Here is a 26672-nt window from a genome sequence, read left to right on the forward strand (position 1 = left end):
TGCTGTCTTGCTGGTGACGGTGGTGTAGCGCTGGCCTCAGAAGGCGTCATAAGGTGGGGCTTCAACGCCGCAGCCCACATATCCCCCAAAGCCAAAAAAGCACGCCCCTCCGCAGTGGAAGGGCGTGCTTCTGAATGGAAGTGAGGCTTAAAGCTTACTTCTTGGCGTGGATGATCAGCTTGAACGGCACGCTCACTTCGGAGTGGGCACGGTAAGCAATCTCGTACTCGCCAATTTCTTTGACGGCTTTGGGCATATCCAGCTTGCGGCGGTCGACTTCAAAGCCCTTCGCGGCGAGTGCGGCGGCCACGTCGGCGTGGGTCACTGCGCCGTAGATTTTGCCTTCGCCGGCTTTGACGCTGAGTTCGACACTGAGGTCTTTCATGCGCTCAGCCATGTTCTCGGCGGCTTTCTTCTCTTGGGCCAGCACTTTGTTACGCGACTTGATCCGCGCTTCTAAGCTCTGCATGTTGTTTTTGTTGGCGGGCAGGGCCATGCCCTGAGGGATCAGGAAGTTGCGGGCGTAACCAGCTTTGACGTCCACCACTTCACCGACCTGCCCCAGTCGGCCCGGTTCGAGCAAGATAATCTGCATAAGTATCCTTACTTCCGAACCAGTTTCTCGGTGTAGGGCAAGAGCGCGAGCTGACGCGCCAACTTGACAGTCTGGGCGATGCGGCGCTGATGCTTGGCCGAGAGGCCGGTGCGGCGGCGGGGCAAGATTTTGCCGGTGTCAGAGACAAAGCGGCGCAGCATCTTGACATCTTTGTAGTCGGTGATTTCGAGTTCGCCGATGGCAAACGGATCAACCTTGGGCTTACGGGGGCGCTTGGGCCCCTTGGCACGCGGTTTGCGGTCACGGTCAGTTTGGGTCATGGTGTCCTTAAGGGTGGTGCATCCTGCCCGACCTCAACTGTTCAGTAAAATTGACTGTTCAGCAAAAGCTGAGGTTTAAAACGGCAAGTCTTCTTCCGGCGGAAAATCATCGAGGCCCTGATCAATATCTAAGCCTGCCGAACGGTTCCCCTGCGGCGATGTTGCTTGTGTTGCCGCCCGCGCTGGTGGTGCGCTGCGCGTCGGTGCGCTGCCCGTGGCCTGCATACGGGGCGCACTGGAGGTGGCTGCGGGTGTGCCGACACCCACGCCTCGGGCTAAGGCTTCAACTTTCGTTGCCTCTACTTTGGTGGTGTTGCGCTTGTTGCCGTCTTTATCTTGCCAACTGTCGTTGACCAGCCGTCCCTGAATCAGCACCGGGTCGCCTTTGCTGAGGCTTTGGCAAGCTTCTGCCAACTCCCGCCACAAGGTAATGTCGATCCAGTGGGTCTTCTCTTGCTGGTTGCCGTTCCGGTCTTTCCAGGTTTCGTTCACCGCCATGCTCAGGCCGAGAACCGCGTCCCCGGTAGGGGTGTAGCGCAGTTCGGGGTCACGGGCGAGGTTGCCGACCACCATTACGGTGTTCCAGCCGCCGCCCATTCGCACGCCGCCGCCAGCGTCCTGAACCAGCTCTGGCTGAGTGCCGAGCGATTCCATCCGCAGCGCTTTGACGCGCACCTGCGAGCGTTTACCGCCTTCTGGAGCTTCCCACTGGCTGTAATCCAAGGTGCCTTCCACCAAAACCGGGTCTCCGGCTTTGAGGTTGCGCTCAGATTGCCACTCGGCGGGCTTACCCAAAATGCTAACGCGGTGATACCAGGGCAACTTGCGCTCTTTGCCGTCATTGCCCATCAGGTGATCTTCGCCAGCAATCGTGGCTTCAAATACCGGCACCCCGCTGGGGGTGTAGCGCAATTCGGGGTCGCGGGCAAGGCTGCCGACCAGATAAACGTGATTCATTCCACGGGCCATGTGAGTTCTCCTGTACGTACTAATCGTAGCTAATGGGCTTGAGGCTGGTTGCGGGCGTGGCCTGGGTGTACGAATACACGAAGGTAAAGCAAGGCTAACAAAATTGAGGCGTTACGTCAAGAGCGTAACAAAGGAAAAAGCAGGTCAAGCTTTCTTGGTCTTCCACTCTGGGCGGTCTTTGACCACCAAGACGCGGCGCACGTTGTCGCGCAGACGCAAGCTGGCAGCGATGTCCTTTTCAGGATCGCCGGCGGCCTTGATGGTGTACATCAAGTAGTAGCCTTCGCGGTCTTTCTGAATCGGGTACGCCATCCGGCGGTTACCCGCGTCGTCGAGGTTCATCACTTCGGCTCCGGCGTTTTGCACGGCGTTGCTGATGTAGTCTTTCTCGATTTGAAGCTGATCACCGCTCAAATTGGGGTTGAGGATCAAGTTGAGATCGTATTGATTTTGCATAGTTTCACCTCCTGTTTTGCGTGATTCGGCGCGTAACAGCAAAGTAGCAAGCACGCAATTTAACAGTGTAGCAGGTGTCGCCCGGCAGCGCAAAGGCTTATGCCCCCCACGCCCCTTGTGCGGTTTATCTGACAGGGCGGGCGTATCAAGCTGATACACTTCTCATATGCCGCGTATCTTGGTGGTGGACGACGACGCTGCCATCCTTAAACTCATCAGTGTCATTCTCTCGCGGGCTGGTCACGAAGTCCGCACCAGCAGCCATCCGGTTGAGGCGCTGGAAATGCTCAACGTGTTTACCCCCGACCTCGTCATCAGCGACGTGGTGATGCCGTACATGACCGGCTTAGAATTCCTGGAACAGGTGCGGTCCAATGAAAAGCGCTCGGCCATGCCGTTTATGCTGCTGTCCAGCCACGCCGAGCGCGGCGACGTGCGGCGCGGTATGAACTTGGGAGCCGACGATTACCTGCCCAAGCCGTTCACGCCCCAAGACCTGCTGACGGCCATCGACGCCCGCTTAAGGCGTGCGGGTCTGGCCGCGCAGGGAGCCAGCGGCACCGAAGCCAAAGCGCTAGGCACCGCTCAAGTCATCTGGAAGGGTGACGGTGTTTCTTGGGTATCGCGCAAAGCCTTGGAGCTGTTCTTTTACTTGCTCGAACACAAAGAAGTCACCAGCTGGCAAGCTGCCGAGGCGCTCTGGCCCGAAAAAGACGAAGCGCGGGCCAGCAGCTTGTTTCACACGACCCTGCACCGCTTGAGGCGTTCGCTGAGCAACGAAGCGGTGGTCAGCACCAACCGCCGCTATACCCTCTCCGAGGAAATCAACCCCACTTACGACGCCAAGCGCTTTGAACTCTTAGCCAAGCAGGCCGAAGCGGGCAGTCTCGGCTTGGAGGAGTTGCGTGAACTCTCTAGCATGTACGGCGAATTTTTGCCGGGAGTCGACTCGCCTTGGGCTGACGATGTGCGCTCGCGCCTCGAGCAAGCCCAGCTCTCGGTGCTGAGCCTCGCCGCCCGCGCCGCTGGAGAAGCGGGCCGGGTCAAAGACGCCGCGCAGTTTCACCAGCGGGCGCTGACGATTGACCCCCTCAGCGAGCAAGATTGGAACGGGCTGGCCAAGGCGCTGAGCGCACTCGGTGATCCCCGCGCAAGGCTGGCTGCTCAGCGTGAGGCGTGGTGGGCTGTAGATTTAGACTGACTTTAACTTAATGAAAGGCGTTTTTTAATGCTAAAAGACGGCTTGCAGCGTTGCCCGCCGTATTTTAGCATTAGGCGTTACTACAAATCTAGAGGGCAATCTTTTGTGGAGGTGGGGCCAGTGCCATGCTTTGGTGGTTTCGTCTCCGCTACTTTTATGCGGCTGTGTGAGCCGCTCCCAGAGGCCCGGATGGAGCTCAGCGCGGGCGTGTCTTTTGGCCCGCGTCCAGTTCCAAGTGGTGAGTGCCTTTATCCAATTCACATCCCCAGCTCTTTTTGCGCCAAGGGCTTATTAAGGGAGTATAAATCAGCTCAGGGGCTAGTCTTAACCGCTGGGGGGCTACCTTCATTAAGATGACCCCTAAGCATCGGAAAGGCGCTGAGGCTTCTCCCCACCTCAGTGAAGATGAATTATTATGGAACAACGTATTCTCCTGATTGAAGACAACCCCGACATCACCCGCGTGGTGCAGTACGAACTCGAGCAAGCGGGCTACCGCGTTCTGACCGCGCCCGACGGCGTGACTGGCCTGACCAGCGCCCGTGAAAATGCACCCGACTTGGTGATCCTCGACCTCGGCCTGCCTGACTTTGACGGCGCTGAGATCGCCCGCCGCCTACGCAAAACCAGCGCGGTGCCGATCATCATCCTGACGGCGATGGACGCGGTAGACCGCAAAGTCAACTTGCTGGAAGCCGGCGCTGACGACTACATGACCAAGCCCTTTCATCCTGAAGAACTGGTGGCCCGCGTCAAAGTGCAGTTGCGCCATCAGCAGCACGGCGAGGTCATTCAGATCGGCGCACTGGAAATTCACCCGCAAAAGCGGCTGTGTCACTACAACGGCCACGAAGTTCGCCTCTCGCCCAAAGAGTTTGATCTGCTGACTTTTCTGGCGCGGCAACCGGGCCGGGTCTACTCGCGTCAAGAAATCGAGCGCGAGGTCTGGAACGGCGAATTGCCCAGTAACAGCAACGTGGTGGACGTCCATATGGCTAATATGCGGGCCAAGCTGCGCGACCTCGACGGCTACGGAATTATTCGCACGGTACGCGGAATCGGGTACGCACTCAAGACGCCCTGATTGGACGAGTAAATCTTTAAACTTTGAACAAGTTGACGCCGCATCTCAAATGAGCAATGTTTGCTAGATTAGCGGCGTTACTATCTATAGAAACCAAGACCAGTGAGAGCAAGATGACTCCTACATTCGAGGGTTCTTTTGAAAAGCCGTGAATGGATAGCAGGAATCGCCATTGCTCTCGCTGGTCTTCTTCTTATGCCTTGATCGTGAAGCCGGATAAAGACGCCCCCGAGTTTGTCGAGATGGGAAGGAAGCTCTGTTTCTGAATTACTGGCACTCGGCGCAAAAGCCGTGAACTTCTAAACGCACGTCGGCCACCTGAAAGCCGCTGGGCAACTGGCTGGGCGGCAGGTGCGGCGCGTCTTTGACTTCGAGATCGAAGATGGCTCCGCATGAGCGGCAGACCGCGTGGTGGTGGTGATCGTCGCGCCGAAAATCGTAGCGGGTGGCCTGTCCGGCCCGCTCAATCGTCACGGCCAGGCCGCCCGCGACCAGGGCGTCAAGGGTGCGGTACACCGTGCCGAGGCTGATGCTGGGCAAATCTTGTCGCACCGCTTTGTGGATAGAAGCCGCGTCAGGATGGCTGCGGGTGGTTTGCAGCGCCTGAAGCACCGCCTGCCTTTGCCGCGTATTTCGAACCATCGTCATGAACCGAGTCTAGCAAAAATGCGGCGGGACGCTTGTAACGTTGAGAGATGGGTCTTGGGGTGCGCCAACAGCTTGAAGCTGACCGCCTTCGCCTTTCCCAAGAACGGGCCCTTCAAGCTTTGCCCTCTTTGCTCAGGGACGGAAGCTCTAGGGTCTGGATGCGACTGGCGCTCACCAAAGTCTCCGCGCCCAGCTTGGCCTGCACCGCCCGTAAGTCTTCACCAATCGCCAGCACCAACACGCTGTCTCCGGCCTGAAGGGTGGTGGCTCCTTTGGGAACCAAAAATTCGCCGCCCCGGTGCACCAAAATCACCAGCGCACCGGGTGGCAATTTCAAATCCATAATCCGCTTGCCGTCGGCCTCGCTGCCCACCTTGACGTCCACTTCAGTCATGTCGTTCCGGCCTGTGCCGGTGGGCCGGTAAGCAATCGGGTACACCGGGCGCTCAGGAATCGCCTCGCGCACTTTGAGGAGCCGGGCCACCGCCGTGAGGGTGGTGCCCTGCAACAGCACACTGGTCAGCACAATAAAAAAGACCACGTTAAACAGGATTTTTGCGCCGGGAACACCTGAGAGCAGCGGGAAGGTCGCCAGCACAATCGGCACCGCGCCGCGCAGGCCCACCCACGCCACCATACTTTTGTCGCGCTTGGGCATTTTGGAAGTGGCTAAACTCAGGTACACGCTGGCGGGCCTCGCCACGAACACCAAAAACAGCGAGCAGGCCAGCGCCAGCCCAGCGGTGGGCAGCAGTTCGTGCGGATTGACCAGCAGCCCCAGCATCAAGAACATGGCAATTTGCATCAGCCACGACACGCCGTCGAGAAAATCGAGGACGCTGCGCTTGTGAATAAAGTCGGCGTTGCCCAGCACCAATCCGGCGATATACACCGCCAAAAAGCCGCTGCCGTGAACGCTGGCCGCCGCGCCGAAAATCATCAACGCCAGCGCAATCACCATCACCGAATACAGGCCCTCGAATTGCAAGTTGAGTTTGTTGATGGCCCACAAGCTCACCCGCCCCAGCACGTAGCCGAACAGCGCCCCCAACAGCATTTCTTGAAAAAAGCTCGGCACGATGGAAAAAGCGCTCAGCTCAGGTTTTTGGATCAGGGTAATCAGGCCCAGCGTCAAAAAGACGGCCATCGGGTCGTTGCCGCCGGATTCGAGTTCGAGGAGCGGGGTAATTTCGCCGCGCAGTCCCAGCCGCCGCTCCTTGAGCACCGTAAACACGGCGCTGGCATCGGTGGAGCTGACCACTGCGCCCAGCAGCAGGGCGGTGAGCCAGGGTATTCCAAACACGAAGTGGGCAAACGCGCCCATCAAGCCGGTGCTGGACAGCACGCCGAGGGTTGCCAGCGACAAGCTCTTTTTGAGAACGGGCCGCACCAGCGACCACTCGGTACTCAAACCACCCTGAAACAAAATAAAGCACAGCGCCACTGTTCCGGCCCACTGCGCGAACAAGTAATTGCTGAATTCGATGCCGCCGGGGCCGTCACTGCCCGACAGCATCCCCACGCCTAAAAACAGCAGCAAACCCGGCACGCCCAGCCGCCCCGAAGCTTTGCTGCCCACGATGCTGGCCAGCAGCAGCGCTCCGGCGATCAAAATGTAAAAGCCGCCGCTCACGCTGTCTGCTGTCGCTTAAAGCTCGTCATCTTAAAGGCGGTTGGGCAACCGGGCAACCTGACCCCAAAAGGCCACCAGCGAGCCGACCATCTGGCGCAGGCCGTCGGGATCGGCGGGCTTGATCAGGTAAGCGCTGGCGTAGGCGTGGTAGGCGCGGCGAATTTGCTCTTCGGTGTCGTTGCCGCTGAGCATCACCACCGGCAAGCGGCGCAGGGCGAGGTCGCTGTGATTTTTAATGGCTTCGAGCCACTGCAAGCCGTCCTCGCCGGGCAAGCGGTGGTCGAGCAGCACTAGGCCGATGCGGGCTTCGCTCAGCAGCAGCTCCCTGGCTTCTTTGCCGTCTCTGGCCACGTACAAGCATACGGAGCCAGCCGCCGAATCTACAGCTTGCAGCTCTTCCAAAGCTGCCCAGATCAGGCCCACATCGGCTTCGTTGTCTTCGATCAGAAGGACATGCAGCGCCTCACCCCGCTTCGCCGTTTCCATTACTTCTTCCCCCCTCGCTCGGCAGGAGCAGGCGCAGTGATTGCAGCGGGACTCAACATTTGCTCAAGATAACGGCTGTTCTATGAGGAGATTGTCAGTTCCGTCTAAATATGAAGGCCAGTCAGCTGACGCGATGACTAGGTACAGCTAGACTGCCGTTTCGGGATTCTGCTTCTTGGGTAGAACGGCTTCTTAACCAGAGCAGCGCCGATGACGACGCTTGGCCGCACCTCTCTGGCCTGCCCGCTTCGCCCGGTTTACTTAAAGATAAACGTTGTTGTACTTAGCTCCGCAGAGCGTAGCCCACGCCGCGCACGGTTCTGAGCAGGCCGTAGCCGTCGAGGTCGCGCAGTTTGGCCCGCAGATTGGCCATGTGAACGTCCACCACGTTGCTGCCGTCGGGCAAGCGGCCTTGCCAGATGTCTTGGCCGATTTCCTGGCGCGAGTAGACCCGTCCGGGCTGGCGAATCAGCAGCGCCAAGATATCGAACTCTTTGGGCGAGAGCCGCAACTCTTCACCTTTGTAGCGCACCAAACGCTTTTGCGGATCGAGCTCGAGGTCGCCCAGCGTCAGGCTTTCCGAGCCGCGCTGGCGCAGTTGAACTTTGATGCGGGCCAGCAGCTCGTCGGGGTGAAAGGGCTTGATGACGTAATCGTCTGCGCCGAGGCCCAGCAGCCTCACCCGCTCCTCGACGGTGTCGCGGGCGGTCAGCACGATCACCGGGACAGTGCTGTTTTTACGCAGCCGCTGCACCACGTCGCCGCCGTCAAAATCCGGGAGGCCGAGATCGAGCAAAATCAGTTCGGGCTGGTCTTCACGCGCTTTGATGAGGCCGGTCATAGCCGTGTCGGCGTGGTCAACGTCAAAGCCTGCGTCAGAGAGATCAAGGCGTAAGACGTTGGCGATATCGAGATCGTCCTCGATCACAAGTATGCGTTGGCGGGTCACGCCCTACATTGTACTCGAAAAGATTGGTTTTCCTTAAACCTTCTCACTTGGAGTGAGCACTTTTTTAGTCTGGTCATAGGCGCTGTCGTGGTCTCAGCACAGGGACTGGGGGGTTGGCAAGGAAACTTCCGGTTGCGCGGCGGCATTCGTGTTAATCTGTTTGCACTGCGTTTACGGACGCCTTTCACGGCTTTGACGGCAAAAATTTGCTGCACCCCATTTTGCTCGCCGAACGCTTGATTGCCTTTCTTTTGATGTCCCTCTTTTTTATGGCCCACGCTCGGCGGCCGATTGCCAAAGAGCAAAGCCTAAATTCCCGTCCTCTTCAGCACCCCGGCTGTTTTGCCGGAGACAAGGAATACCCATGAATCCACAACCCACTTCCCACGACGCCCTGGAAGTCATCCCGCTCGGCGGCATGGGCGAAATCGGCAAGAACATGTTCGCTTACCGCTACGGCGACGAAATTCTGGTCGTCGATGGCGGCCTCGCCTTTCCCGAAGCGCACCAACTCGGCATCGATTTGATTATTCCCAAAATCGATTACCTGCAAGAAAACGCCGCTCTGATCAAAGGCTGGATTTTGACGCACGGCCACGAAGATCACATCGGCTCGCTGCCTTACATCATGCCCCGGCTGCCGCGTGTGCCGATGTACAGCGCGGCACTGACTTTGGGCCTGCTGCGCGAGAAGCTCAGCGAGTTCGGGATCAAGGAAGCCGACACTGACCTGCGCGAAGTGGAAATCGACGCTCAAGTCAAAATCGGGCAGCACTTCGTGGTGGACTTTTTCCGGATTACCCACTCGATTCCTGACAACATGGGCTACGTGCTGACCACTCCGGTGGGCAAAGTGGTGCATACCGGCGATTTCAAGATTGACCGCACCCCGACGGACGGCAAACTCAGCCAGCTCGACCGCATCGAGAAGGCCGGTGACGAGGGTGTGCTGCTGCTGATCAGTGACAGCACCAACGCCGAGCGGCCCGGCTGGTCGATCAGCGAAGCCGAAGTGGCCGAGAACATGGAAGAGCTCATCAAGGCGGCGCGGGGGCGGGTCTTTATCACCACCTTCGCCTCGCAGACGCACCGCGTTCAGAACATCATCAAAAGCTCCGAGAAGCTGGGCCGCCGAGTGGTGATGGAAGGGCGCAGTATGCTCAAGTACGCCCAAGTTTCGCAGCAGCTCGGCTATATGGAGTTCAAAGACCCCCTCGTGACCAGCGACGAAGTCGGCAGCATGCAGGACTCGCAGGTGCTGTACATCTGCACCGGGTCGCAGGGCCAGCCGATGAGCGTCCTCTCGCGCCTGGCCTTTGGCAACCACGCCAAGATCGCCCTTAAGCGCGGCGACACGGTGATCTTGTCGAGCAGCCCGATTCCCGGCAATGAAGAAGCGGTCAACACCGTCATCAACCGGCTTTACGAAATTGGCGTGGACGTGCTGTATCCGCCCAACCAGAAGGTTCACGCTTCGGGGCACGGCAGCCGCGAGGAGCAGCTTCACATCCTGAATCTGGCCCGGCCCAAATACTTCCTGCCCTGGCACGGTGAGCCGCGTCACCAGATCAACCACGCCCGCCTTGCTCAAACAGCCACCCGCCCGCCGCAACGCACCTTGGTGGCCAAGAACGGCGACATCGTGCGCCTGACCCCCGACGACTTTAAGGTGGTCGGTACGGTTCCGGCGGGCGCGGTGTACGTGGACGGCCTCGGCGTGGGCGATATCGGCGACGACATCATCATGGACCGCATGAGCATGAGCCAGGAAGGGGTGCTGATTATCACGGCAGTGCTGCACCCGACGCCGCATATCGAACTCGTGTCACGCGGCTTTATTCGCAGCAACCGCGAACTCGAAAACCAGATTCGCAAAGTGGCTTTGGAAGCGGTGGAGCAGGGCACCCGCGACAAGAAGCGCCTGGAAGACATCCGCGACGACATGTACGGAGCCGTTCGGCGGTTTGTTCGCAAGGTGACGGGCCGCAATCCGGTGCTGATTCCGCTTCTGGTGGATTAGGAATAAAGAGTAACTGGCACGGTGTATAAACAGTATATACATCGTGCTAGACTTCTTTCATGACGCGCAGCAAGGTCTTTAAAAGTGGAAACAGTCAGGCGGTTCGCATTCCACAGGAGCTGGCCTTGCCTTATGGTGAGGTGGAAATCACTCGGCGGGGTGAGACGTTGGTAATTACGCCGATTGCCCAGCAAAACGGAGCGACTCTGTTTGACGCATTAGCAGCCATTGAAGGGCCAATTGAGCGTGAGCAACCGCCGATGCAAGAACGCGAAGCTATCCTGTGACGCTGTTTTTGCTGGACACTAATATCTGCATCTTCATCATGAACTCGCGGCCTTTGCGGGTACGGGAACGCATGGAAGCCGCCACCAGAGCGGGCCACCGACTTGCTGTTTCTAGCATTACGCTCCACGAATTGCAATTTGGGGTTTATAACAGCGCCAAGCCGCAGGAAAATGGCGAACGGTTGCGGGCGTTCGCGGCGGGCTTGAGTGTCTTGCCCTTTGAAGAGAATGCCGCCAAGCAAGCAGCCATTCACCGAACAGCCCTCAAAAAAATAGGCCAGCTTATCGGCCCTTATGATTTGCTGATCGCTGGGCACGCGCTAGCGCTGGAAGCTGTGTTGGTGACAAATAACGTGGGCGAGTTTGGACGGATTGAGGAGCTGAAAGTGGAGGACTGGGCTGAGTGAGGGCTTGAGCAAAATAGCCGCGAACAGTTCCCAGTCCTCGGACGAACCGGGGCGGCCCTCGCTGAAGCCATAGGCCCGCCGCAGATGGCGCTTCTGACGATGCGGCTTGGCTATGAATTCTTCGTAAAACCAGAGGGCGAGAGGGAAATCCAAGTCCAATGTATTCACGCCTGAAAACCCTTCCCTCCCCCCTGCCTACTCGCCCATGCGGGCGGCTTGGGCGCGAAGCGGCTGAGAATGGTGGCCTGATCGTAGGCCAGATACGACTTGCTCCAGGCGAAGGTCGTGTTCAGTGCCCGAATGGCGTCGCTGCTGCCCACAGGCCGCTCGAGCTGATACACCACGAATTCCTCGCCGCCCTCCATCCGCAGGAAGGTCGGCATACTCCCGGCGTGTTCGTCCAGCACACTCTGAAACTCGCTGAGTGCGTCGGGACTGGTCTGCTCCAGATCAATGTCCACGTACATGACTTTGGGCACGTCGATCAGTTGCTCGGCGGTCACGACTTCCTCGGCCACCACGCGCAGGCCGCCCTCCTCGCTCTCAATTTCTACGATGACCAGGGCGGGCGTGTCGTTCACCAGTTTGTCCTGAATCCGGTCGTAAGCGCGGCTGAATCCGACCAGTTCGATGGTGGCGCTCTCGTCGGCGAGGTTGAAACGGGCCATCATCCCGCCGGATTTGGTGGGCTTCTTGACCACGTTCTCGATCATGCCCGCCAGGACCGCCTTAACGCGGGGGCCACGCCCATTGGCGCTGGCCTTCTGCGGTTGCTTTTGGATTTGGGCCATGAACCAGTCCTCCAGCACGGCAATCCGGACGGTGGCCGCCTCACGCAGTCCCTCGTACTGCTCCAGCGGGTGGCCGGAAATATAGAGGCCCAGCGCGTCTTTTTCCAAGCTGAGCTTCTCCAACTCGCCCAGCGGCGGCACGCCCTCGCGCAGCTTGGGTTCGGGGGCCGTCTCCGCCATCCCAAACAGCGCGTCCATTCCCGAATTGAGCATATTCGCCGCGCCCTGTGCCCAAGCCAGAGCGTCTTCTAAGCTTTCCAAGAGCTGCTTGCGCTCCCCGAAGGCGTCGAAGGCCCCCGATTTGATCAGGCTTTCCAGGCCCTTGCGGTTGCAGGTTTTGTTGTCGATGCGTGAGCAGAAATCGGCGAACGATTTGTACACCCCCGCCCGTTCACGCTCGTCCAGAATCTTGACCACGGCGGCTTCACCCAGTCCTTTGAGAGCGTAGAGGCCGAAGTAGATCTGCGTGCCGTGAACTCTGAAGTCCGCGCCCGATTGGTTGATATCGGGTGGCAAGACTTCCACACCCATTTTGCGGGCGTCGCTGGCGTACTCGGCCACTTTGTCCGAATCACGCCTCTCAACAGTTAGAAGGGCCGCCATAAATTCAACCGGGTAATTTGCTTTGAGCCAGGCGGTTTGATATGTAATCACACCATAAGCGGCACTATGACTTTTGTTGAATCCGTAGTTCGCAAACGAATCCAGCAAATCAAACAGCTTATTGGCTTCTTCTTTGGGTACGCCTTTACCGCCTGCACCCTCGACGAAAATCTGACGCTGACGGGCCATTTCCGCCGTATCTTTCTTACCCATCGCCCGGCGCAGCAAATCCGCGCCGCCCAAGCTGAATCCTGCCACTTCTGAAGCGATCTGCATGATTTGCTCTTGATAAACCGGAATACCGTAAGTTTCCGACAAAATCTTCTCTAACCACTGAGCCGAATTGGGAAACCCGTCGCGCACATAGTCCACTGTCTCTAAACCGTGATGGCGGCGAACATACGTGGGAATATTTTCCATCGGGCCAGGCCGGTAAAGTGCCGAGAGTGCGATGATGTCGGCCAAGCGGCGCGGCTTGAGGCGGCGGGAAGCGTCGGCAATGCCTGCGCCTTCCAATTGAAAGACCCCTTTGGTGTCGCCCCGGCTGAGCATTTCAAAGGTCTTTTCGTCGTCAAAAGGAATGGTGTCGAAATCTATATCTTGTGTCTTATATTCTGGCTGCGATTCACGCAAAATCCGCTTGGCTTGATCTAAAAATGACAAAGTACGCAGGCCGAGGAAGTCCATCTTGATCAGACCGATGTCTTCCACTGCTTTCATGTCGTACTGACAGACCATGCCGATGCCGGAAGCGTCACGCATGACCGGCACCAAGTCGGTGAGTTTTTCCTTGCCGATGACCACACCCGCCGCGTGTACTGAAGCGTGACGGGTCAAACCTTCGAGTTGCTGGGCAAATTCGTAGGCTTCTAAAAGTTGCTTGTCCTCGGCCAGCAGTTGCTGAATATCGGGTACAGCGTCGCGGGCCTGCTCTAAAGAAAAGCTCTTGCCGAATTTAATGGGAATCAACTTACTGACTTTATCCACTTTGGCGTATTCGAGACCCATCACGCGGGCCACGTCTTTAAGACAGGCCTTAGAAGCCATCGTTCCGAAGGTAGAAATCTGAGCGACTTTGTCTTCGCCGTATTTCTTTTGAACATAGTCGATTACTTCTATGCGGCGAGCGTCGTTGAAATCGATGTCCAAATCAGGCATGGAGATGCGGTCAGGATTAAGGAAGCGCTCAAACAGCAAGTCAAATTCAAGCGGATCGAGATTGGTGATACGAATAGCATAACAGACGATAGATCCAGCTCCCGAACCACGCCCCGGGCCCACGCTGATCCCGTGATCTTTGGCCCAGTTGATGTAATCGGCCACGATCAGCAGATAATCGGGAAAGCCCATATTATTGATGACACTCAGTTCGTATTCGGCGCGGCGCAGCAAAACGAGCGCGTGTTGATGATGGGCGCGGCAGGTCGTTTCTTCTTCGCTGCCGGGGTCTAATTCAATGGCCGTATCGCTGGCTTCCCCTTTGGAGCGCTGCCAATCCAAGCAGGCATAGTCGGGGATTGGGCCAGATTCAGCGTTCTTTTCCATGACTTCGAGGGCCGGATAGGGCGTGTACTTTTCGCCTGCTGCCTTCCCACGCGCTTCCCACTCGCTGCCCATGAAAGCGGTCAGGGTCAGCAGGGTATCTAAGTCGCAAGTGGCTGCGTCGCAGCTGTCCGTGCGCGACAACACCCGCTCGCGCTCGTCTACTTCCAGCGCCGCCAGACTCCGCGTGGCGTACTCACGCAGCAGCGCTTCGGTGACGTGGTGCGGGTAGCGTTTGACACTGCCAGCGTACGTTTGGACGCGCAATTCCTCGGCCATAGTCCGGCCTTCGGGAATGGGTAGGGCCGGCATCTGATACACCCGTTTTTTGCCCACGGGCAAATCCACATTGCACAAATCGGCAACGTTGGCGGCATTGTCAAAGACTTGCTCACCCCACACCGACGGCGGCAGAGCAAGTTGCATTTCGTCCAGCGACTTGACATAAAACTCGTCGCAAGGAAACTTGAACCGGTTTTCATCGGCCATCACCGCTTTGGTTTGGATGGCGAGCAACGTTTCGTGGGCGGTGGCGTCGGTTTTCTTGACATAGTGGCCGTCATTGGTCGCCACCATGCCGATGCCGAGTTCGTCAGCCCAGGCTTTCAGAATCGGATTATTTCTCTTTTGCTCAGGCAAGCCGTGGTCTTGAATTTCGATATAATAATTCTCGCCGAACAAATCCTGATACCACAGTAGTCTTGCTTTGGCTTCGGCTTCGCGGCCTTGCATCAAGAGCTGCTGCACTTCACTGCCGAGGCAGCCTGAAAAAGCGATGATGCCCTTGTGATGTTCAGTCAGCAGTTCATGGTCAATGCGCGGCTTATAGTAATACCCTTCGGTATAGCCACGGCTGCTCAGGCGGCAGAGGTTTTGGTAGCCCTCGAAGTCGCGGGCCAGCAACGTCAAATGGAAGATGCCCTTCTCGCCGCTGATGCCGGGCTTTCTGTCGCGCCGTGTACCGTGTCCGGGCACGACGTAGGCCTCGTAACCCAAAATCGGCTTGACTTCGGCGGCCTGCGCGTAGTTGTAAAAATGCACCGCGCCGTGCATATTGCCGTGATCGGTCATGGCCATCGCTGGCGCACACCCTTCGGGCGTCACTTCTTTGGCCCATTTCAGCAAGTCCTTGAGCTTGGCCGCGCCGTCGAGGAGGCTGTATTGGGTGTGCTGGTGCAGGTGGGCAAACCGCTGCACTTTATCAGCGCTGGGAGCGCAGCAAGAGCCGTCGGGCAAGTGGAGATGGGAAACAGATTGGTCGGTGGCGGTCATGAATCCAGTCTAGGCCGGCAGCACAAGAAGCACTGTGCAGGCTGGGGATTGACGCTTTCCCTCTTCAGCCTTCTTCGAGCGGGTAGGCCCGGCCCGCCGTGACCGCCAGCCGCAGCAGATAAGCGTAAAACACCCCCACCAAAACCCACACGCCCCAGCCCGGAAAGGTGCCGATGTGAGCGGCGTCGATTAAAGAGATCGGGGTAAAAATCTGCTGCTTGCTGCGAACCGTATCGAGTTTGGCAATCCAAGCGATCAAAATACCCACGTAAATCCACAGATAATTGCGCCGCAGCCGCCAGCCCAGCGAGTCCCAGCGGTTCATCGGGCTGCGCGGCTTGGCCAGTTCGCCGAGCAAAAGCTGGTGCCAATTCGGATCCACTTTGTCGCCCAGCATCGCCGGATAAAAAAACCTTTCCATAATTCGGGTACGGTGGTGGCTGATTTCGAAGGTGCGGAAGCGCCGCGCTTCCAGGTGCAAAAAAAAGTAATTCATCAGCATGGCGAACAAAAACACCACGTGGCTGTTGTTATCGTCGCCCAGCGCGAAGCTCGCCAGGCCCGCCGTTGTCACCACCGACCAGTTGGTGGTCATGTCGAGGCGCTGGCGGTAAGCCGTCATTTTGCCGACCTCAGCGCGGTAGAGGTGAATCAGCGCGTTGGCTTCATTGGTGCTGTAACTCGCCGCCGTCAGCGGCTGTGGCGAGGTGGAAGGGGGCGCGACGCGGGGCACATCCCCAGCGTAACCCAGAGCGCGGCAAGCAAAGTGAAGTCGGTCTACACTCACGTGCTATGAACGGCTCCGCACAACTTAAAAAGCTCCGGGCAGCGCTGCTGGCTTGGTTTGATCGCTCGGCCCGTGATTTGCCGTGGCGAATGGTTGACGCGGCGGGGAAGCGCGATCCTTACCGCGTCTGGGTCAGTGAGATTTTGCTGCAGCAGACCCAAGTGGTGCGGGGCCGAATCTATTTTGAGAACTTCGTCGAGCAGTTTCCCAGCGTGGAAGCGCTGGCCGCTGCGCCGCTGGAAGCTGTACTCAAAGCTTGGGAGGGCTGCGGCTACTACGCCCGTGCCCGCAACCTCCACAAAGCGGCGGCGCGGATGGCGGCTGAGGGAATCCCCACGACCTACGTCGGCTGGCTGGCCTTGCCGGGGGTGGGGCCGTACACGGCAGCGGCCATCAGCAGCTTGGCTTACGGCGAAGCGCGGGCGGTCAACGACGGCAACGTTCGGCGGGTGCTGTCGCGCCTGCACGCAGAAGCCCAGCCCACTGCCGCTTGGGTGCAGCAGCAAGCCGATACGCTGCTCGACTCCCAGCGGCCCGGCGACTGGAACGAAGCGCTGATGGATTTGGGCGCGACGGTCTGCCTTCCCAAGACGCCCAACTGCCCGGCTTGCCCGTTGACCGCCCAGTGCGCCGCCTTCCAGAGCGGTGCGCCGAACCTCTATCCGCTGCCCAAGCCCGCCGCCAAAGTCAAAGCGGTGGAAGCGGTGGCGTTGCTGATCGGTGACGCCGAATGCGCTTATCTGGAACAACGCGGCGGCACGCTGCTGGGCGGTCTGTACGGCTTGCCGTTAGAAGAAGGCAGCATCCAAACCGCTTTGCCGCGCTTGCTGGAGCGCCTCTCGGCCCACTCGCCGCAGCTTCTCGGCACGGTCAGCCACAGCATGACCCACCGCCAGATCACGCTGCACGTCTACGCTGCGCAGGCCAGCCAAGAGCGCCAGCAAGTCGCCCAGCGCCCCCTTTCGCGCTTAGATCACAAGGCTTTGGGACTGCTACCCCCGCAAGGCGCGGTGCAAGTACGGCTGCTTTAATCTATGCACACGCTGGAAATTCTGGGCGTAGAATAACCCTGTGAGTACCCGCAGTAAAAGCAGCAACAGCCTCATTCGCAGCGGAGCCAAAACCGCCCTGAAACTGCGCGACGCTGCCGCCACGCCGCTGTATTGGTGGTACGCCCAGCACCTCGAGCGTCAAGTCAAGGCACACGCCCGTTTGCCGCAGCATCTCGGCCTGATTTTGGACGGCAATCGCCGTTTTGCCAAAGTTGCCGGAATGCAGCGCGAACTCGGCTACGAATTTGGCATTGACAAGGCCCACGAGGTGTTGCAGTGGTGCTTGGAGCTCGGTATCCCGGTGGCGACCATCTGGGTGCTGAGCACCGACAACGTCAAGCGTGACCCCGCCGAAGTGGCCCACTTGATGAAGCTGTTTGAGCGCGAAGCCCGCAATTTATCGATTGACAAGCGCATTCACGGCAACAGGGTGCGGGTGCGGGCGATTGGGCAGCACCACGACTTTCCCGCCGAGGTGACGGCGGCGCTCGGCGAGTTGGAGGAAAAAACCTGCCACTACGACGGCATGCTGCTCAATATCGCGGTGGGATACGGCGGGCGCGAAGAGATCGTGGACGCCGTCAAAGCGCACTTGGACACCCAGAGCGCGGCGGGCCGCAGCGTAGCCGAAGTCGCCGCCGAGCTGCATCCTGACCACCTCAGCGCCCAGATGTACACCACAGGCGTGCCCGACCCCGATTTTATTATCCGCACTTCCGGCGAGATTCGGCTGTCGGGTTTTATGCTGTGGCAAAGCGTCTACAGCGAGTTTTATTTTTGCGATGTTTACTGGCCGGGCTTCCGCCGTGTGGACTTTTTGCGTGCTTTGCGCGACTTCCAGGATCGCAAACGGCGATTTGGGAAGTAAACACCGCAAGACCGCAAACGGTGGTTTGGGAAGTAGATTTGGGCAGTGTCAATCAAGAGACTTTCGCGGCGTTATGTGACCACTAAACTTAGCCATGAGTCTGAAAGATGAAACGCTGTACGCCACCTTGACGGATGAGGGCCAACTCACCTTGCCCAAAGTGTTGCGTGACGAACTTCATCTGAGTGCGGGTGACAAAGTGGCGCTGCGTTTGCGGGGCGGTGAAGTGGTGTTGCAGCCTGCGGCGCGGACGCCACGTGATCTGAGCGCTTTTATTGGCATTCTGAAGATTGAGGGCAGTGCTGAGGAACTCATTAGCGAAATGCGGCACACACCGGAGGAGCGACGCGATTTGCAAGCGGCAACAGGACAAAATAGGATTATCAAACGTAGCGGTCAATAATCAATGTCAGGGCGTTGCTGCGGGTCAAAGCCGTAACTGAGCAGCTCATCACGTGTGACCTGCCTCTCTATTACACCATAAAGAACAGTAAACATAGCTTCCATAGAGTCTAAATGGCATTTTGTTAGGGCTGAGGCATGCTCCATCAGAATTTTCTCAATGTCCTGAATCTTTTGTCCTTGATCGCCCAATTCTTCAATTGTCTTGTGCAGAAGACCCGCTTCCAGATAACCTGAATACGGTGTAGTTAGGGCCAAATAAGACCTGACTGTTGACCTAAAATGCCTGTAGAGTATTTGTTTACGCGAGTCGACCTTATCAGTTACAACAGTGATCTGATTTGGAATTGTGATTATCTCAACTACGCTAGTACCCAAAGTTTTGCATAGAGCATCATAAAAACGAGCATGATATTCTCTCATTTCTGGATATTCTTGTTCGTCCTGTGAGGCTGCATAAGACTTGAGCAGACTCCTCAAATCGTAGACGCCTGGTTGCATTGCTGAATGATACGCTTTTGCACATCATATCATTTCACATTCACAGCCACCCCTTTTCCCGCGCCGCTTTCGCTGCTTCCACCCTTCCCCCCGCGCCGAGTTTGCCAATCGCTTCCGACAGATAATTCCTGACCGTGCCTTCCGAGAGCTTGAGCATCTGGGCCATCGCGGCGGTGCTGGCTCCACTTTCGGCGGCGGCCAAGACTTGGCGCTCGCGCTCGGTCAGCGGCGACTCGGCTTCCCAGGCTCCCTCGGCCAGCGTGGGATCAATCGCCCGTCCGCCCGCGTGAACCCGGCGAATGGCGTCGGCAAGTTCGGCGGCGGGCGCGTCTTTGAGCAGGTAGCCGCGTGCCCCCACATCCAGGGCGCGGCGCAGGTAACCGCTGCGGGCAAAGGTGGTCACGATGATGACGCGGGCACTGGGCAGGGACTCACGCACCTTAGCGGCCAAATCCAGCCCGCTCATCCGGGGCATTTCGATGTCGGTCACGAGGACGTCCGGCTTGAGTGAAAGGGCCAGTTCTAGCGCTTGCTCACCGTTCGCCGCGCCGCCCACCACGTCTATGTCATCTTCCAGCGACAACAGGGCCGAGAGTGCGCCCAGCACCAGCGCCTGATCTTCAGCCAGCAGAATACGAATCATGCCCTGACTTTACCCAAATTGGGCAGCGCACTCGGGGTCTGGATGGGAAACTTGGCGCTCAGCCGCGTGCCGCTCTCCCCTTCTCTCTTTAGTTCGCCGCCCAGCGCCCGCACCCGCTCGCGCATTCCAGTCAAACCGCTGCCCTCAGGGGTCTCGCCGCCTACTCCGTCGTCGGTGACTTCCAACCAGTACGCGCTTTCCTGCTCTTCAATCCGGATGGTGCAGGTTTTGGCGCGGGCGTGCCTGACCACGTTGGTCACGGCTTCGCGCAGCACCATGCTCAGGCCCGCTTCGGTGGCGGGCGGCAGTTCCAGCGGGGGCCGCTCCAGAATCAGCCGCACGCCCGCCGCGTCGAGAGCCACTTTGCTGCGGGCCAGTTCGGCGCTCAGGCCGCTGCCTTTGTAGCCCTGCACGGCGGCGCGGACTTCGCTCAGCGCTTCGCGGGAGATGCGCTCCACCTCGCGGATTTCCTGAGCGGCCCGCGCCGGATTTTTCTCGGCCAACTTGCTGGCCAGTTCGCTCTTGAGCACGATCACGCTGAGGGTGTGGCCCAGCAGATCGTGGAGGTCGCGGGCAATCCGTTCGCGCTCGGCGTCGGCGGCCAGCTTCTCTTTTTCCAGCTGCACTTCTTCCAAGCGCTGCTGAGAAATGCCCTGACGAAATCCGGCGTGGTTGCCGTACATGGCGAAACTGGAGAGCAGCAGCACCTGCACGATGTCAAATATGCCCAGCGGAGCCGCCCCTAACCAGCCCGGCACGAACATGGCAAACACCACGCCGATCAGCCCCCATAGCGCCACCCGGAAGCTGCGCTGAAATCCGGCGACGGCGGCTCCGTAAACCAGAAAAGTGAAGCCGTTGCCGCTGAGCACGCCGGGCAGCAGCGTGAGTCCGGCGAACATCACCAAGCACCACAAGTAGGCCGCCAGCACCCAGAATTGGTGCGTCTCGGAGTGCCGAACATGCCGGACGCGGGCCTCGCGCTGGTTGTAGAGCTGCGTCCACAACCAGACGAACACGCCCACGCCCAGCACCGTGAGCAGCTTGAAGGTTCCCGGCGTACTGCTGCTGAGCACTCCCGAGATGGGAAAATACAGATACACCAGCCAGACCAGCGGAAAGAGACGCCAGAAGCGTCCCCATTTTTCCTGTTTTCGTTCGGACGGCATACGCTGAGTTTAGCGCCGCACTTCGTTGCGCCCGGCAGCCCACAGCGCGATCAGCAAGAACACTGCGCCGTAGCCGATCAGCCAAGCCCAGTGAATCCACTCGGCACCGGCGGGCTTGGCTCCAAGCGCTGCCCAGCCGAGTTGGCCGTAATGGTAAGCGGGCAAATACGGGGCAATGGTCTTGATGAAGTCGGGGGCCACTTCCAGCGGAATGAAGATGCCGGAGGCAAACAGCATCGGCAGCGAGATCAGGTTGGCGACGCCGCCCGCCGCGTCCGGCCCGACCAGAAAGCCCAGCGCTAGGCCCAGCAGCGCGAACGGGATCATGCCCAGCAGCAGCCTTAAGAGCACGCCCACCACCACGCCCGGACTCAGCCAGATGTGGCCGACAATTCCGGCAAACAGCAGCAGCGCTGTCACACTGAGGAGACCCATCACCAGCGCGGCGCTGATCTTGGCTCCAAACAGCATGGCGGGCGTCACCGGAGCGACCCGCAGCTGCCGCCACCACCCCGAGGCCCGCTCGGCGGCCACGGCCACACCGAAGCCGAACAGGGCGGTGCTGATCAGCGCGTAGGCGGCGTACGACACCAACATGTACGCCCCTGCGTTGACGCCGCTGAGCTTGCCGCTGGCATTGGACAGTCCCCACAAAGCAAAGAAGAGAATCGGGAGCAGCAAGGCCGGAACGAGGTAAGCGCGGTTTCGCAGAAGTCTGGTGACTTCGCTGCGGGCCAGAGCCAAGAAGGGGCGCAAGCTGGAAGAAGAGCGGCGGGCGGTGCTGGCCGTGGATGTGGTCATGCTGGGTTCTCCTGTGTGGGTCTGGGAATGAGCGGCGATTTAAGCTTTGGTCTGGCGCAGTACTCCGAAGGCGTAAGCCATCTGGTAGGCGACGAACACGGCAAACAGGGCGTAGGTCAGCGGGCTGCCGGAGGTAAAACTGCTGGCGTTGAACTGGCCGGGGTCGAACGAGTTGCCCGCCGAGTTGTAAAACTGGCCGCTCAATGCAATCGGCACCACCCGCCACAGCAGCCGCACCACAAATAAGCCGAACACGGCAGCGCCGATCCAGACATTCGGGACGTAACGCACCGCCTCGCCTGCCGCGTCACGTTCAAAGCGGGTGTGGTGCAGCGACCAGGAGGCCAGCCCCGCGCCGATCAGCAAGCCCGCTGCACCCGCGCCGTAGCTCGCCAGGGTGTGCGGCGCAATCAAAGTGGCCAGCAGCAACGCGCCCAAAATGAGCGAGCGAATCAGCAGACGGCGGCGACCACGGGCGTCTAAAAGCTGCGGGCCTACCGTGAACCGGAAGCGCCGAATCAGCATCCAGACGACCAGCAAGCCTCCGCCCAGCAGCGGCCAAACACTCGGATGAACGGCAGCGGTCATGCGCTCACCGCCCCTGGGCTTGTCAAACTGTCGCTGGTCAGGCTCAGGAAAGCGTCTTCAAGACTGGCCTGCGAGACTTCAAGGTGCTTCAAGTCGGGGTCGGCGTCCAGCGCGGCACGCACCAGAAGTTCCGGCGTGCGGCTGCTGAAACTGGCCCGGCCTTCGGCGGCAAAGGTAAAGGTGTCGGCTCCCGGCAGGGCGCGGAGTTGCTCGTCCGCGAGCTGGCTGCTGAAGCGCACTTTGCTGACGCCCACCCGCTCGCGGATGCTGCTGGGTGTGCCGTCGGCCACCAGCTTGCCTTTGTTGAGCAAAATTACGCGGTCGGCGGCGCGGTCGACTTCTTCGAGGAGGTGGGTGGTCAGCAGCACCGTGCAGCCGCCGCTTCGCAACTCGGCAATGCCCTGCCAGAAGGCGTTGCGACTCTGAACGTCCATTCCCACCGTCGGTTCGTCCAGCAGCAACAGCTTGGGTTGGCCCACCACCGCCAAAGCAAAACTCAAGCGCCGCTTTTGGCCGCCTGACAAGCCACTCACCCGCTGCTTGGCCTGCTCGGTTAGGCCGGAAAGGGTCAGCGCTTTGTCTACGGTCATCGGGCTCGGATACAGCGCGGCGTAGAGGGCCACCAACTCGCGCACGCTCAGTCCGGCGGGCACGTTGATGTCTTGCAGCATCGCGCCGACGCCTGCACGGGTCGTGGTGCTGCGCGGGTCGCTGCCCATCACGCGCACCGTGCCCTGCGTGGGGCTGCTGAGGCCCAGCATCAAGTCGATGGCGGTGGTCTTGCCCGCACCGTTGGGGCCGAGCAGGGCGCTGAGCTGGCCCGCTCTCAGTTCCAGATTGAGATCGGACAGGGCCGTGAGCGTGCCGAAGCGCTGGGTCAGGTGCTCGAAGCAGACGATGTCGTTCATGCAGTTAGCTTGAGCTTCGGCGGTTCTGCGGCATAGTGCGGGGTGTCAGGCAAGTGGGGTGACAAGTGTCATTCGTAGCGTTTTGCGTTTGCCTTTTTGCCTTTGGCCCACCATAAATTTAAGCAATGTTGGCCAAGTGGGTTGCGGCCTGCCCAAACTCGCTAAACTGGCTGGCATGTCCGATTCGTCCGCCGTTGTTCAACTGGCTCTGCGTGCCGCGCTGAGCGGCTGGGCCGTCAGTGAAGTGCGGGGCAACCAAGCCCGCGTGCTGCCCGCGCCTGACCTCGATACCCTAAGTGCTCACCTGGCGGCGGTCGATCCAGCTTGGAGCCTGACGTGGGCCTGCGAAAGTGCCGCGCCCTTTGTGGTTCGCGCCCGTCTCACGCTCTGCGGCGCGGTGCGTGAGGGGCTGAGCAGCGCCCAGCGCTTGGAAGACGCCAAAAAGCTGGCGTTGGCCGACGCTTTTCGTTATTTCGGCGTCTACTCGGCGCTGGAGGCTCCTTGGGTCGACTACGATCCTGAAGAGGGAGCCAATACCAGTGAACTCGGCGCTGGTGATTTTGGCGCTGAGACTGAAACTGTCCGGCCCGTCACGCCGCTTCCCAGCACTCCCAAAGATCCGCAAATGGAGAGTGCCCGCGCCCATATCGACACCTTGATGGAGCAGCTTCGTCAGGGTGGCAAAGGCGGTGAGGCGATCAAACTGCTGATGCGCGGCTACGGCGAAACGGTCGAGGAAAGCCGCGCCATCTACAAAGAGCTTCAGGCGCTTCAGCGGCGGTAGAGGCCAAGATGATGCTCAGGAAGTTTATTGCCATCGGTGATGTTCACGGCGATTACGATCTCTTGTGGGCGGCTTTGCGGGCGGCGAGCTGCGTAGACGCCGCAGGCTTGCCCACTCCCCCTGTCCAGCAGGGCCTGTACCAGGTGGTGCTAATCGGCGATTTGGTGCATCCCAAAACGCTCGCCGACTACAGCCGCCTGACGGGTCTGGCTGAGTTCAATCCCCGCGATGAAGACCACCTGTTCGCGGCGGCGCGGGTACAGGTGCGCGAACTTGAACGGGTGCGGATGTTTCAAGAAGCTGCGCCGAGGTCGGTGCACTGCGTGCTGGGCAACCACGATGACGGCGTGCTGCACCACCGCTACCTCTTGCAGACGGCTGGTGGCCTGACCCACAACGAATTCGACCCCGAGCGCGGCGGCGTGAGGTTGCCCGACCACCTACGGCACTGGTTCAGCGGCTTCGTGCGCGAGTTGCGGGTGGGCCGGGTGCAGTTTGCCCACGTCGGGCCGCTGCCGGCTTTTGCTTACTACGACGATCTGTTTTACACCGACAAAGCGCCCAAGCATTGGTGGCACGACACGCCTGAATACGTCATGATGGCCGATTTGGCTTACGGTGTGTATGGGCACACCCAAATGCCAGATGGTATTTATTTGGACGAGGCGGCCCGCTTTGCCATGATCGACGCCCTTGGTAACCGCGAATACTTGGAACTGATGATCGATTCCTCGCAGCATGATCCGGTCATCAGCGTCAGGGCCGTGCCGTTCTAACAGCCGGAGGGTTTGGGGCAACCCCTTCCCACCAAAATGTAGTGTCACGTGTGGCACCCCTCTGCCCTGGCCCACCCGCTAAACTGGCCGGATGACGGCCCGGCCTCCCCTATCAGCACCTTCAGCCAGCAGCTCCCCACCGCTTCACCTCTCCAAGCCGCGCTGGAACGTCATCGTGATCGGTGGCGGCCACGCCGGAATCGAAGCGGCGTGGGCGGCGGCCAAATTCGGCCCGGTGGCCTTGTTGGTCAGCAACCCGGCCACCATCGGCAGAATGCCGTGCAATCCGGCAGTAGGCGGCCCCGGCAAAAGCCAGATGGTCTTTGAAATCGAAGCGCTCGGCGGTTTGATGCCGCGCCTCGCCGACGCCACCGCTATCCACACCCGCGTGCTGAACGCCAGCAAGGGGCCAGCGGTGCAGTCGCTGCGGGTTCAAAATGAGCGCGACGCTTACGCTGAGTACGCCCAAGAATACTTGCTCAATACGCCGAATCTGGAAGTGGTGCGCGGCGAGGCGGCTGACCTCGAAGCGGACGCTGAGGGCTGGCAAGTCGTTACCACCGATGGTCGGCGTTTGGCGGCCCGCAGTGTGGTGATCGCGGCAGGCACTTTTTTGCGCGGCCTGACCTGGTACGGACGGCAATCCCGCGCTGAGGGGCGGCAAGGTGAGCCCCCTTCGCGTTTCTTGTCGGCCCCACTGGCCCGCGCCGGACACGTTCTCAAGCGCTACAAAACCGGAACGCCGCCGCGTGTGCGGGCCGACGCCGTGAATTTCAGCGAGCTGCTGGAAGTTCCCGCTGATCCCAACCCTCGCGGCTTCACGGGTATGTCTGGCCCCAACGCCACGCTCTCCCCCACTTGGCAAACCCACACCACCCCCGAAACCCACCGCTTGATTCAGGAAAACCTGCACGAATCACCTATGTACTCGGGCGACATCGAAGGCTTAGGGCCGCGCTACTGCCCCAGCATCGAAGACAAAGTGGTGCGGTTTGCCCACCATGACCGCCACTTGCTGTTTGTCGAACCCGAAGGTCTGGAGACCAGCGAAGTGTATTTGCAAGGCTTTTCGAGCAGCTTGCCGCCGCGCCTGCAAGACGTGTTGGTGCGCTCTTTGCCGGGATTCGGGCGGGCCGTGATTCACCGCTACGCCTACGCCGTCGAATACGACGTGGTGGACTCAACCGAGCTGACCCTGCACCTCGAGTCACGCTTGCTGCCCGGCGTTTTTACGGCGGGCCAGCTCAACGGCACCAGCGGTTACGAGGAAGCGGCGGCTCAGGGCTTGGTGGCTGGTACGGCGGCTGCTCGGCGCTCGCTTGGGTTGGCGCAGGACCCACAACAAGCGCCGATTGTTTCCCGTGAAACAAGTTACATCGGCGTGATGCTCGACGACCTGGTGTTCAAAGGCAGTGATGAACCCTACCGGATGATGACCAGCCGTGTGGAACACCGTTTACTCCTGCGCCAAGACAACGCCGACGAGCGGATCAGTGAACAAGCCCACCGCTTGGGACTGATTGATGAGCAGCGTCTCCGAGCAGTCGAGCAGAAATACCAGAAGATCACCACTGGTGCTGAATCCCTCAGTAAGCAGCGGATTCAGGGGCAGACCGGAGACGCTTGGTTGCGCCGTCCCGAGATGAGCTTGGCTGATCTGGAAGCGGTCGGCTTCGAGTTGCCTGCGCTGAGCAGCGCCGAACGTGAAGCGCTGGAAATTCGGGTCAAATACGCGGGTTATATTCAGCGCACCGAGCGGCGACTCCTGGCGGAAGACAGAGCCCGTGAGCTGAGCCTCGTCGGCGTAGATTTTTCAGTGGTTTGTGCGCTCTCCAATGAGGCCCGCGAAAAGCTGCGCCGCAGCCAGCCTCAAACGCTGGCTCAGGCGTCGAGATTGCCGGGCGTGCGGCATGGAGATGTTTCCAGTTTGCTGATTCATCTCAAGCAGCGCGAGCGCGTTTCACGTGAAACAATCTAAATAGATTCGCCGCTGCTCTGGCTTTTTCTGGCTGTGTTTCACGTGAAACGTTGAGGATTAGTCGTGCGGTAATTTGACAGCGGCCTTGTTTCACGTGAAACTGAGAGCTGGGCAGTGGCCGGTGTTCGGCTACGAGTCAGAAGAGGTCAATAAATGAAGAATTTAATGCGAATCTTGATTGCTCCCCGTGC

The 26672-nt window shown here is 59.5% G+C and carries 27 protein-coding genes; 11 read left to right on the forward strand and 16 right to left on the reverse strand.

The genetic code is table 11. The features are described from left to right. Nucleotides 1-154: 154 nt before the first annotated feature. The 4 genes from rplI to rpsF all read right to left on the reverse strand — a co-directional run bounded on the left by rplI (nt 155) and on the right by rpsF (nt 2301). Nucleotides 155-595, reverse strand: a complete 441-nt coding sequence (rplI, locus tag FNU79_RS00985; RefSeq protein ID WP_143719059.1) for a 50S ribosomal protein L9 — start codon at nt 593-595, stop codon at nt 155-157. An 8-nt stretch (nt 596-603) separates the two neighbouring features. Continuing rightward, a complete protein-coding gene (rpsR, locus tag FNU79_RS00990) occupies nt 604-876 on the reverse strand; it encodes a 30S ribosomal protein S18 (protein WP_124870403.1) in 273 nt (90 codons plus the stop codon). 75 nt (nt 877-951) lie between these two features. Further along, complete coding sequence (gene ssb, locus FNU79_RS00995) at nt 952-1845, reverse strand: single-stranded DNA-binding protein (protein WP_143719060.1); 894 nt, start codon at nt 1843-1845, stop codon at nt 952-954. Between the two features lie 144 nt (nt 1846-1989). Beyond that, on the reverse strand, nt 1990-2301 hold the full coding sequence (rpsF, locus tag FNU79_RS01000; RefSeq protein WP_124870396.1) for a 30S ribosomal protein S6: 312 nt from the start codon (nt 2299-2301) through the stop codon (nt 1990-1992). A gap of 166 nt (nt 2302-2467) precedes the next feature. On the opposite strand from rpsF, the gene FNU79_RS01005 reads away from it, so the two are divergent. Both FNU79_RS01005 and FNU79_RS01010 read left to right on the forward strand, forming a co-directional pair. Continuing rightward, the gene (locus FNU79_RS01005) at nt 2468-3502 is read left to right on the forward strand and encodes a response regulator (protein WP_143719061.1); all 1035 of its coding nucleotides are present in this window, start codon (nt 2468-2470) and stop codon (nt 3500-3502) included. Nucleotides 3503-3917: 415 nt separating this feature from the next. Further along, a complete protein-coding gene (locus FNU79_RS01010) occupies nt 3918-4586 on the forward strand; it encodes a response regulator transcription factor (protein WP_124870390.1) in 669 nt (222 codons plus the stop codon). 267 nt (nt 4587-4853) lie between these two features. Here the strand turns inward: FNU79_RS01010 and FNU79_RS01015 are convergent, their stop codons facing one another. The 4 genes from FNU79_RS01015 to FNU79_RS01030 form a co-directional block, all read right to left on the reverse strand. Beyond that, nucleotides 4854-5234, reverse strand: coding sequence for a Fur family transcriptional regulator (locus FNU79_RS01015; RefSeq protein WP_124870387.1), 381 nt, complete (start codon nt 5232-5234; stop codon nt 4854-4856). 112 nt (nt 5235-5346) lie between these two features. Further along, nucleotides 5347-6867 (reverse strand): potassium/proton antiporter, encoded by a 1521-nt coding sequence (locus tag FNU79_RS01020; protein ID WP_143719062.1) that lies wholly within the window; start codon nt 6865-6867, stop codon nt 5347-5349. A gap of 30 nt (nt 6868-6897) precedes the next feature. After that, nucleotides 6898-7353, reverse strand: a complete 456-nt coding sequence (locus tag FNU79_RS01025) for a response regulator (protein WP_143719063.1) — start codon at nt 7351-7353, stop codon at nt 6898-6900. A gap of 283 nt (nt 7354-7636) precedes the next feature. Next, nucleotides 7637-8302 carry a response regulator transcription factor gene (locus tag FNU79_RS01030; protein ID WP_124870377.1) on the reverse strand — a complete coding sequence of 222 codons (666 nt, stop codon included), beginning with the start codon at nt 8300-8302 and terminating at the stop codon, nt 7637-7639. Nucleotides 8303-8666: 364 nt separating this feature from the next. Between FNU79_RS01030 and FNU79_RS01035 the strand changes: the two genes are divergently transcribed. Genes FNU79_RS01035 through vapC form a run of 3 tightly spaced genes read left to right on the forward strand, consistent with a single transcriptional unit; the run spans nt 8667 to nt 11016 of the window. Continuing rightward, on the forward strand, nt 8667-10322 hold the full coding sequence (locus tag FNU79_RS01035) for a ribonuclease J (protein ID WP_143719064.1): 1656 nt from the start codon (nt 8667-8669) through the stop codon (nt 10320-10322). Nucleotides 10323-10381: 59 nt separating this feature from the next. After that, nucleotides 10382-10609, forward strand: coding sequence for an antitoxin (locus tag FNU79_RS01040; RefSeq protein ID WP_143719065.1), 228 nt, complete (start codon nt 10382-10384; stop codon nt 10607-10609). Beyond that, nucleotides 10606-11016, forward strand: a complete 411-nt coding sequence (gene vapC / locus FNU79_RS01045; protein ID WP_225429796.1) for a type II toxin-antitoxin system tRNA(fMet)-specific endonuclease VapC — start codon at nt 10606-10608, stop codon at nt 11014-11016. The genes FNU79_RS01040 and vapC overlap by 4 nt, the downstream gene beginning before the upstream one ends. A gap of 164 nt (nt 11017-11180) precedes the next feature. On the opposite strand, the gene dnaE is transcribed toward vapC, so the two are convergent. Together dnaE and FNU79_RS01055 are read right to left on the reverse strand one after the other, a co-directional pair. Continuing rightward, entirely contained in the window at nt 11181-15224 is a 4044-nt protein-coding gene (gene dnaE, locus FNU79_RS01050) for a DNA polymerase III subunit alpha (RefSeq protein WP_143719066.1), read from the reverse strand. A gap of 64 nt (nt 15225-15288) precedes the next feature. Next, the gene (locus FNU79_RS01055; protein ID WP_225429797.1) at nt 15289-15957 is read right to left on the reverse strand and encodes a DUF2270 domain-containing protein; all 669 of its coding nucleotides are present in this window, start codon (nt 15955-15957) and stop codon (nt 15289-15291) included. Between the two features lie 59 nt (nt 15958-16016). Here FNU79_RS01055 and mutY point away from each other — a divergent pair, with 59 nt between their 5' ends. The 3 genes from mutY (at nt 16017) to FNU79_RS01070 (ending at nt 18334) form a co-directional block, all read left to right on the forward strand. Continuing rightward, nucleotides 16017-17042: an A/G-specific adenine glycosylase gene (gene mutY / locus FNU79_RS01060; protein ID WP_143719067.1), complete on the forward strand. Its 1026-nt coding sequence runs from the start codon at nt 16017-16019 to the stop codon at nt 17040-17042. Between the two features lie 40 nt (nt 17043-17082). Beyond that, entirely contained in the window at nt 17083-17931 is an 849-nt protein-coding gene (locus FNU79_RS01065; protein WP_225429798.1) for an isoprenyl transferase, read from the forward strand. Nucleotides 17932-18025: 94 nt separating this feature from the next. Then, a complete protein-coding gene (locus FNU79_RS01070) occupies nt 18026-18334 on the forward strand; it encodes an AbrB/MazE/SpoVT family DNA-binding domain-containing protein (RefSeq protein ID WP_143719068.1) in 309 nt (102 codons plus the stop codon). On the opposite strand, the gene FNU79_RS01075 is transcribed toward FNU79_RS01070, so the two are convergent. The 6 genes from FNU79_RS01075 to FNU79_RS01100 are packed head-to-tail and all read right to left on the reverse strand — an operon-like array spanning nt 18328 to nt 22943. After that, nucleotides 18328-18834, reverse strand: coding sequence for a hypothetical protein (locus tag FNU79_RS01075; protein ID WP_143719069.1), 507 nt, complete (start codon nt 18832-18834; stop codon nt 18328-18330). The two genes, FNU79_RS01070 and FNU79_RS01075, sit on opposite strands and share 7 nt — an antisense overlap. Before the next feature lie 40 nt (nt 18835-18874). Further along, complete coding sequence (locus FNU79_RS01080) at nt 18875-19477, reverse strand: response regulator transcription factor (RefSeq protein ID WP_143719070.1); 603 nt, start codon at nt 19475-19477, stop codon at nt 18875-18877. Further along, nucleotides 19474-20646, reverse strand: coding sequence for a sensor histidine kinase (locus tag FNU79_RS01085; protein ID WP_143719071.1), 1173 nt, complete (start codon nt 20644-20646; stop codon nt 19474-19476). Before FNU79_RS01085 ends, FNU79_RS01080 begins: the two co-directional genes overlap by 4 nt. Nucleotides 20647-20655: 9 nt before the next feature. Continuing rightward, the gene (locus FNU79_RS01090) at nt 20656-21447 is read right to left on the reverse strand and encodes an ABC transporter permease (RefSeq protein WP_143719072.1); all 792 of its coding nucleotides are present in this window, start codon (nt 21445-21447) and stop codon (nt 20656-20658) included. A gap of 39 nt (nt 21448-21486) precedes the next feature. Continuing rightward, complete coding sequence (locus FNU79_RS01095) at nt 21487-22035, reverse strand: hypothetical protein (protein WP_143719073.1); 549 nt, start codon at nt 22033-22035, stop codon at nt 21487-21489. Further along, nucleotides 22032-22943 (reverse strand): ABC transporter ATP-binding protein, encoded by a 912-nt coding sequence (locus FNU79_RS01100; RefSeq protein WP_143719074.1) that lies wholly within the window; start codon nt 22941-22943, stop codon nt 22032-22034. The genes FNU79_RS01095 and FNU79_RS01100 overlap by 4 nt, the downstream gene beginning before the upstream one ends. A gap of 175 nt (nt 22944-23118) precedes the next feature. Between FNU79_RS01100 and FNU79_RS01105 the strand changes: the two genes are divergently transcribed. The 3 genes from FNU79_RS01105 (at nt 23119) to mnmG (ending at nt 26481) form a co-directional block, all read left to right on the forward strand. Further along, nucleotides 23119-23727, forward strand: a complete 609-nt coding sequence (locus tag FNU79_RS01105; protein ID WP_143719075.1) for a single-stranded DNA-binding protein — start codon at nt 23119-23121, stop codon at nt 23725-23727. Between the two features lie 8 nt (nt 23728-23735). Continuing rightward, nucleotides 23736-24503, forward strand: a complete 768-nt coding sequence (locus FNU79_RS01110; protein ID WP_225429799.1) for a metallophosphoesterase — start codon at nt 23736-23738, stop codon at nt 24501-24503. A 91-nt stretch (nt 24504-24594) separates the two neighbouring features. Further along, entirely contained in the window at nt 24595-26481 is a 1887-nt protein-coding gene (gene mnmG, locus FNU79_RS01115; protein WP_143719076.1) for a tRNA uridine-5-carboxymethylaminomethyl(34) synthesis enzyme MnmG, read from the forward strand. Nucleotides 26482-26672: the final 191 nt, after the last annotated feature.

This window comes from Deinococcus detaillensis (assembly GCF_007280555.1).
GTDB classification, from domain to species: Bacteria; Deinococcota; Deinococci; order Deinococcales; family Deinococcaceae; genus Deinococcus; species Deinococcus detaillensis.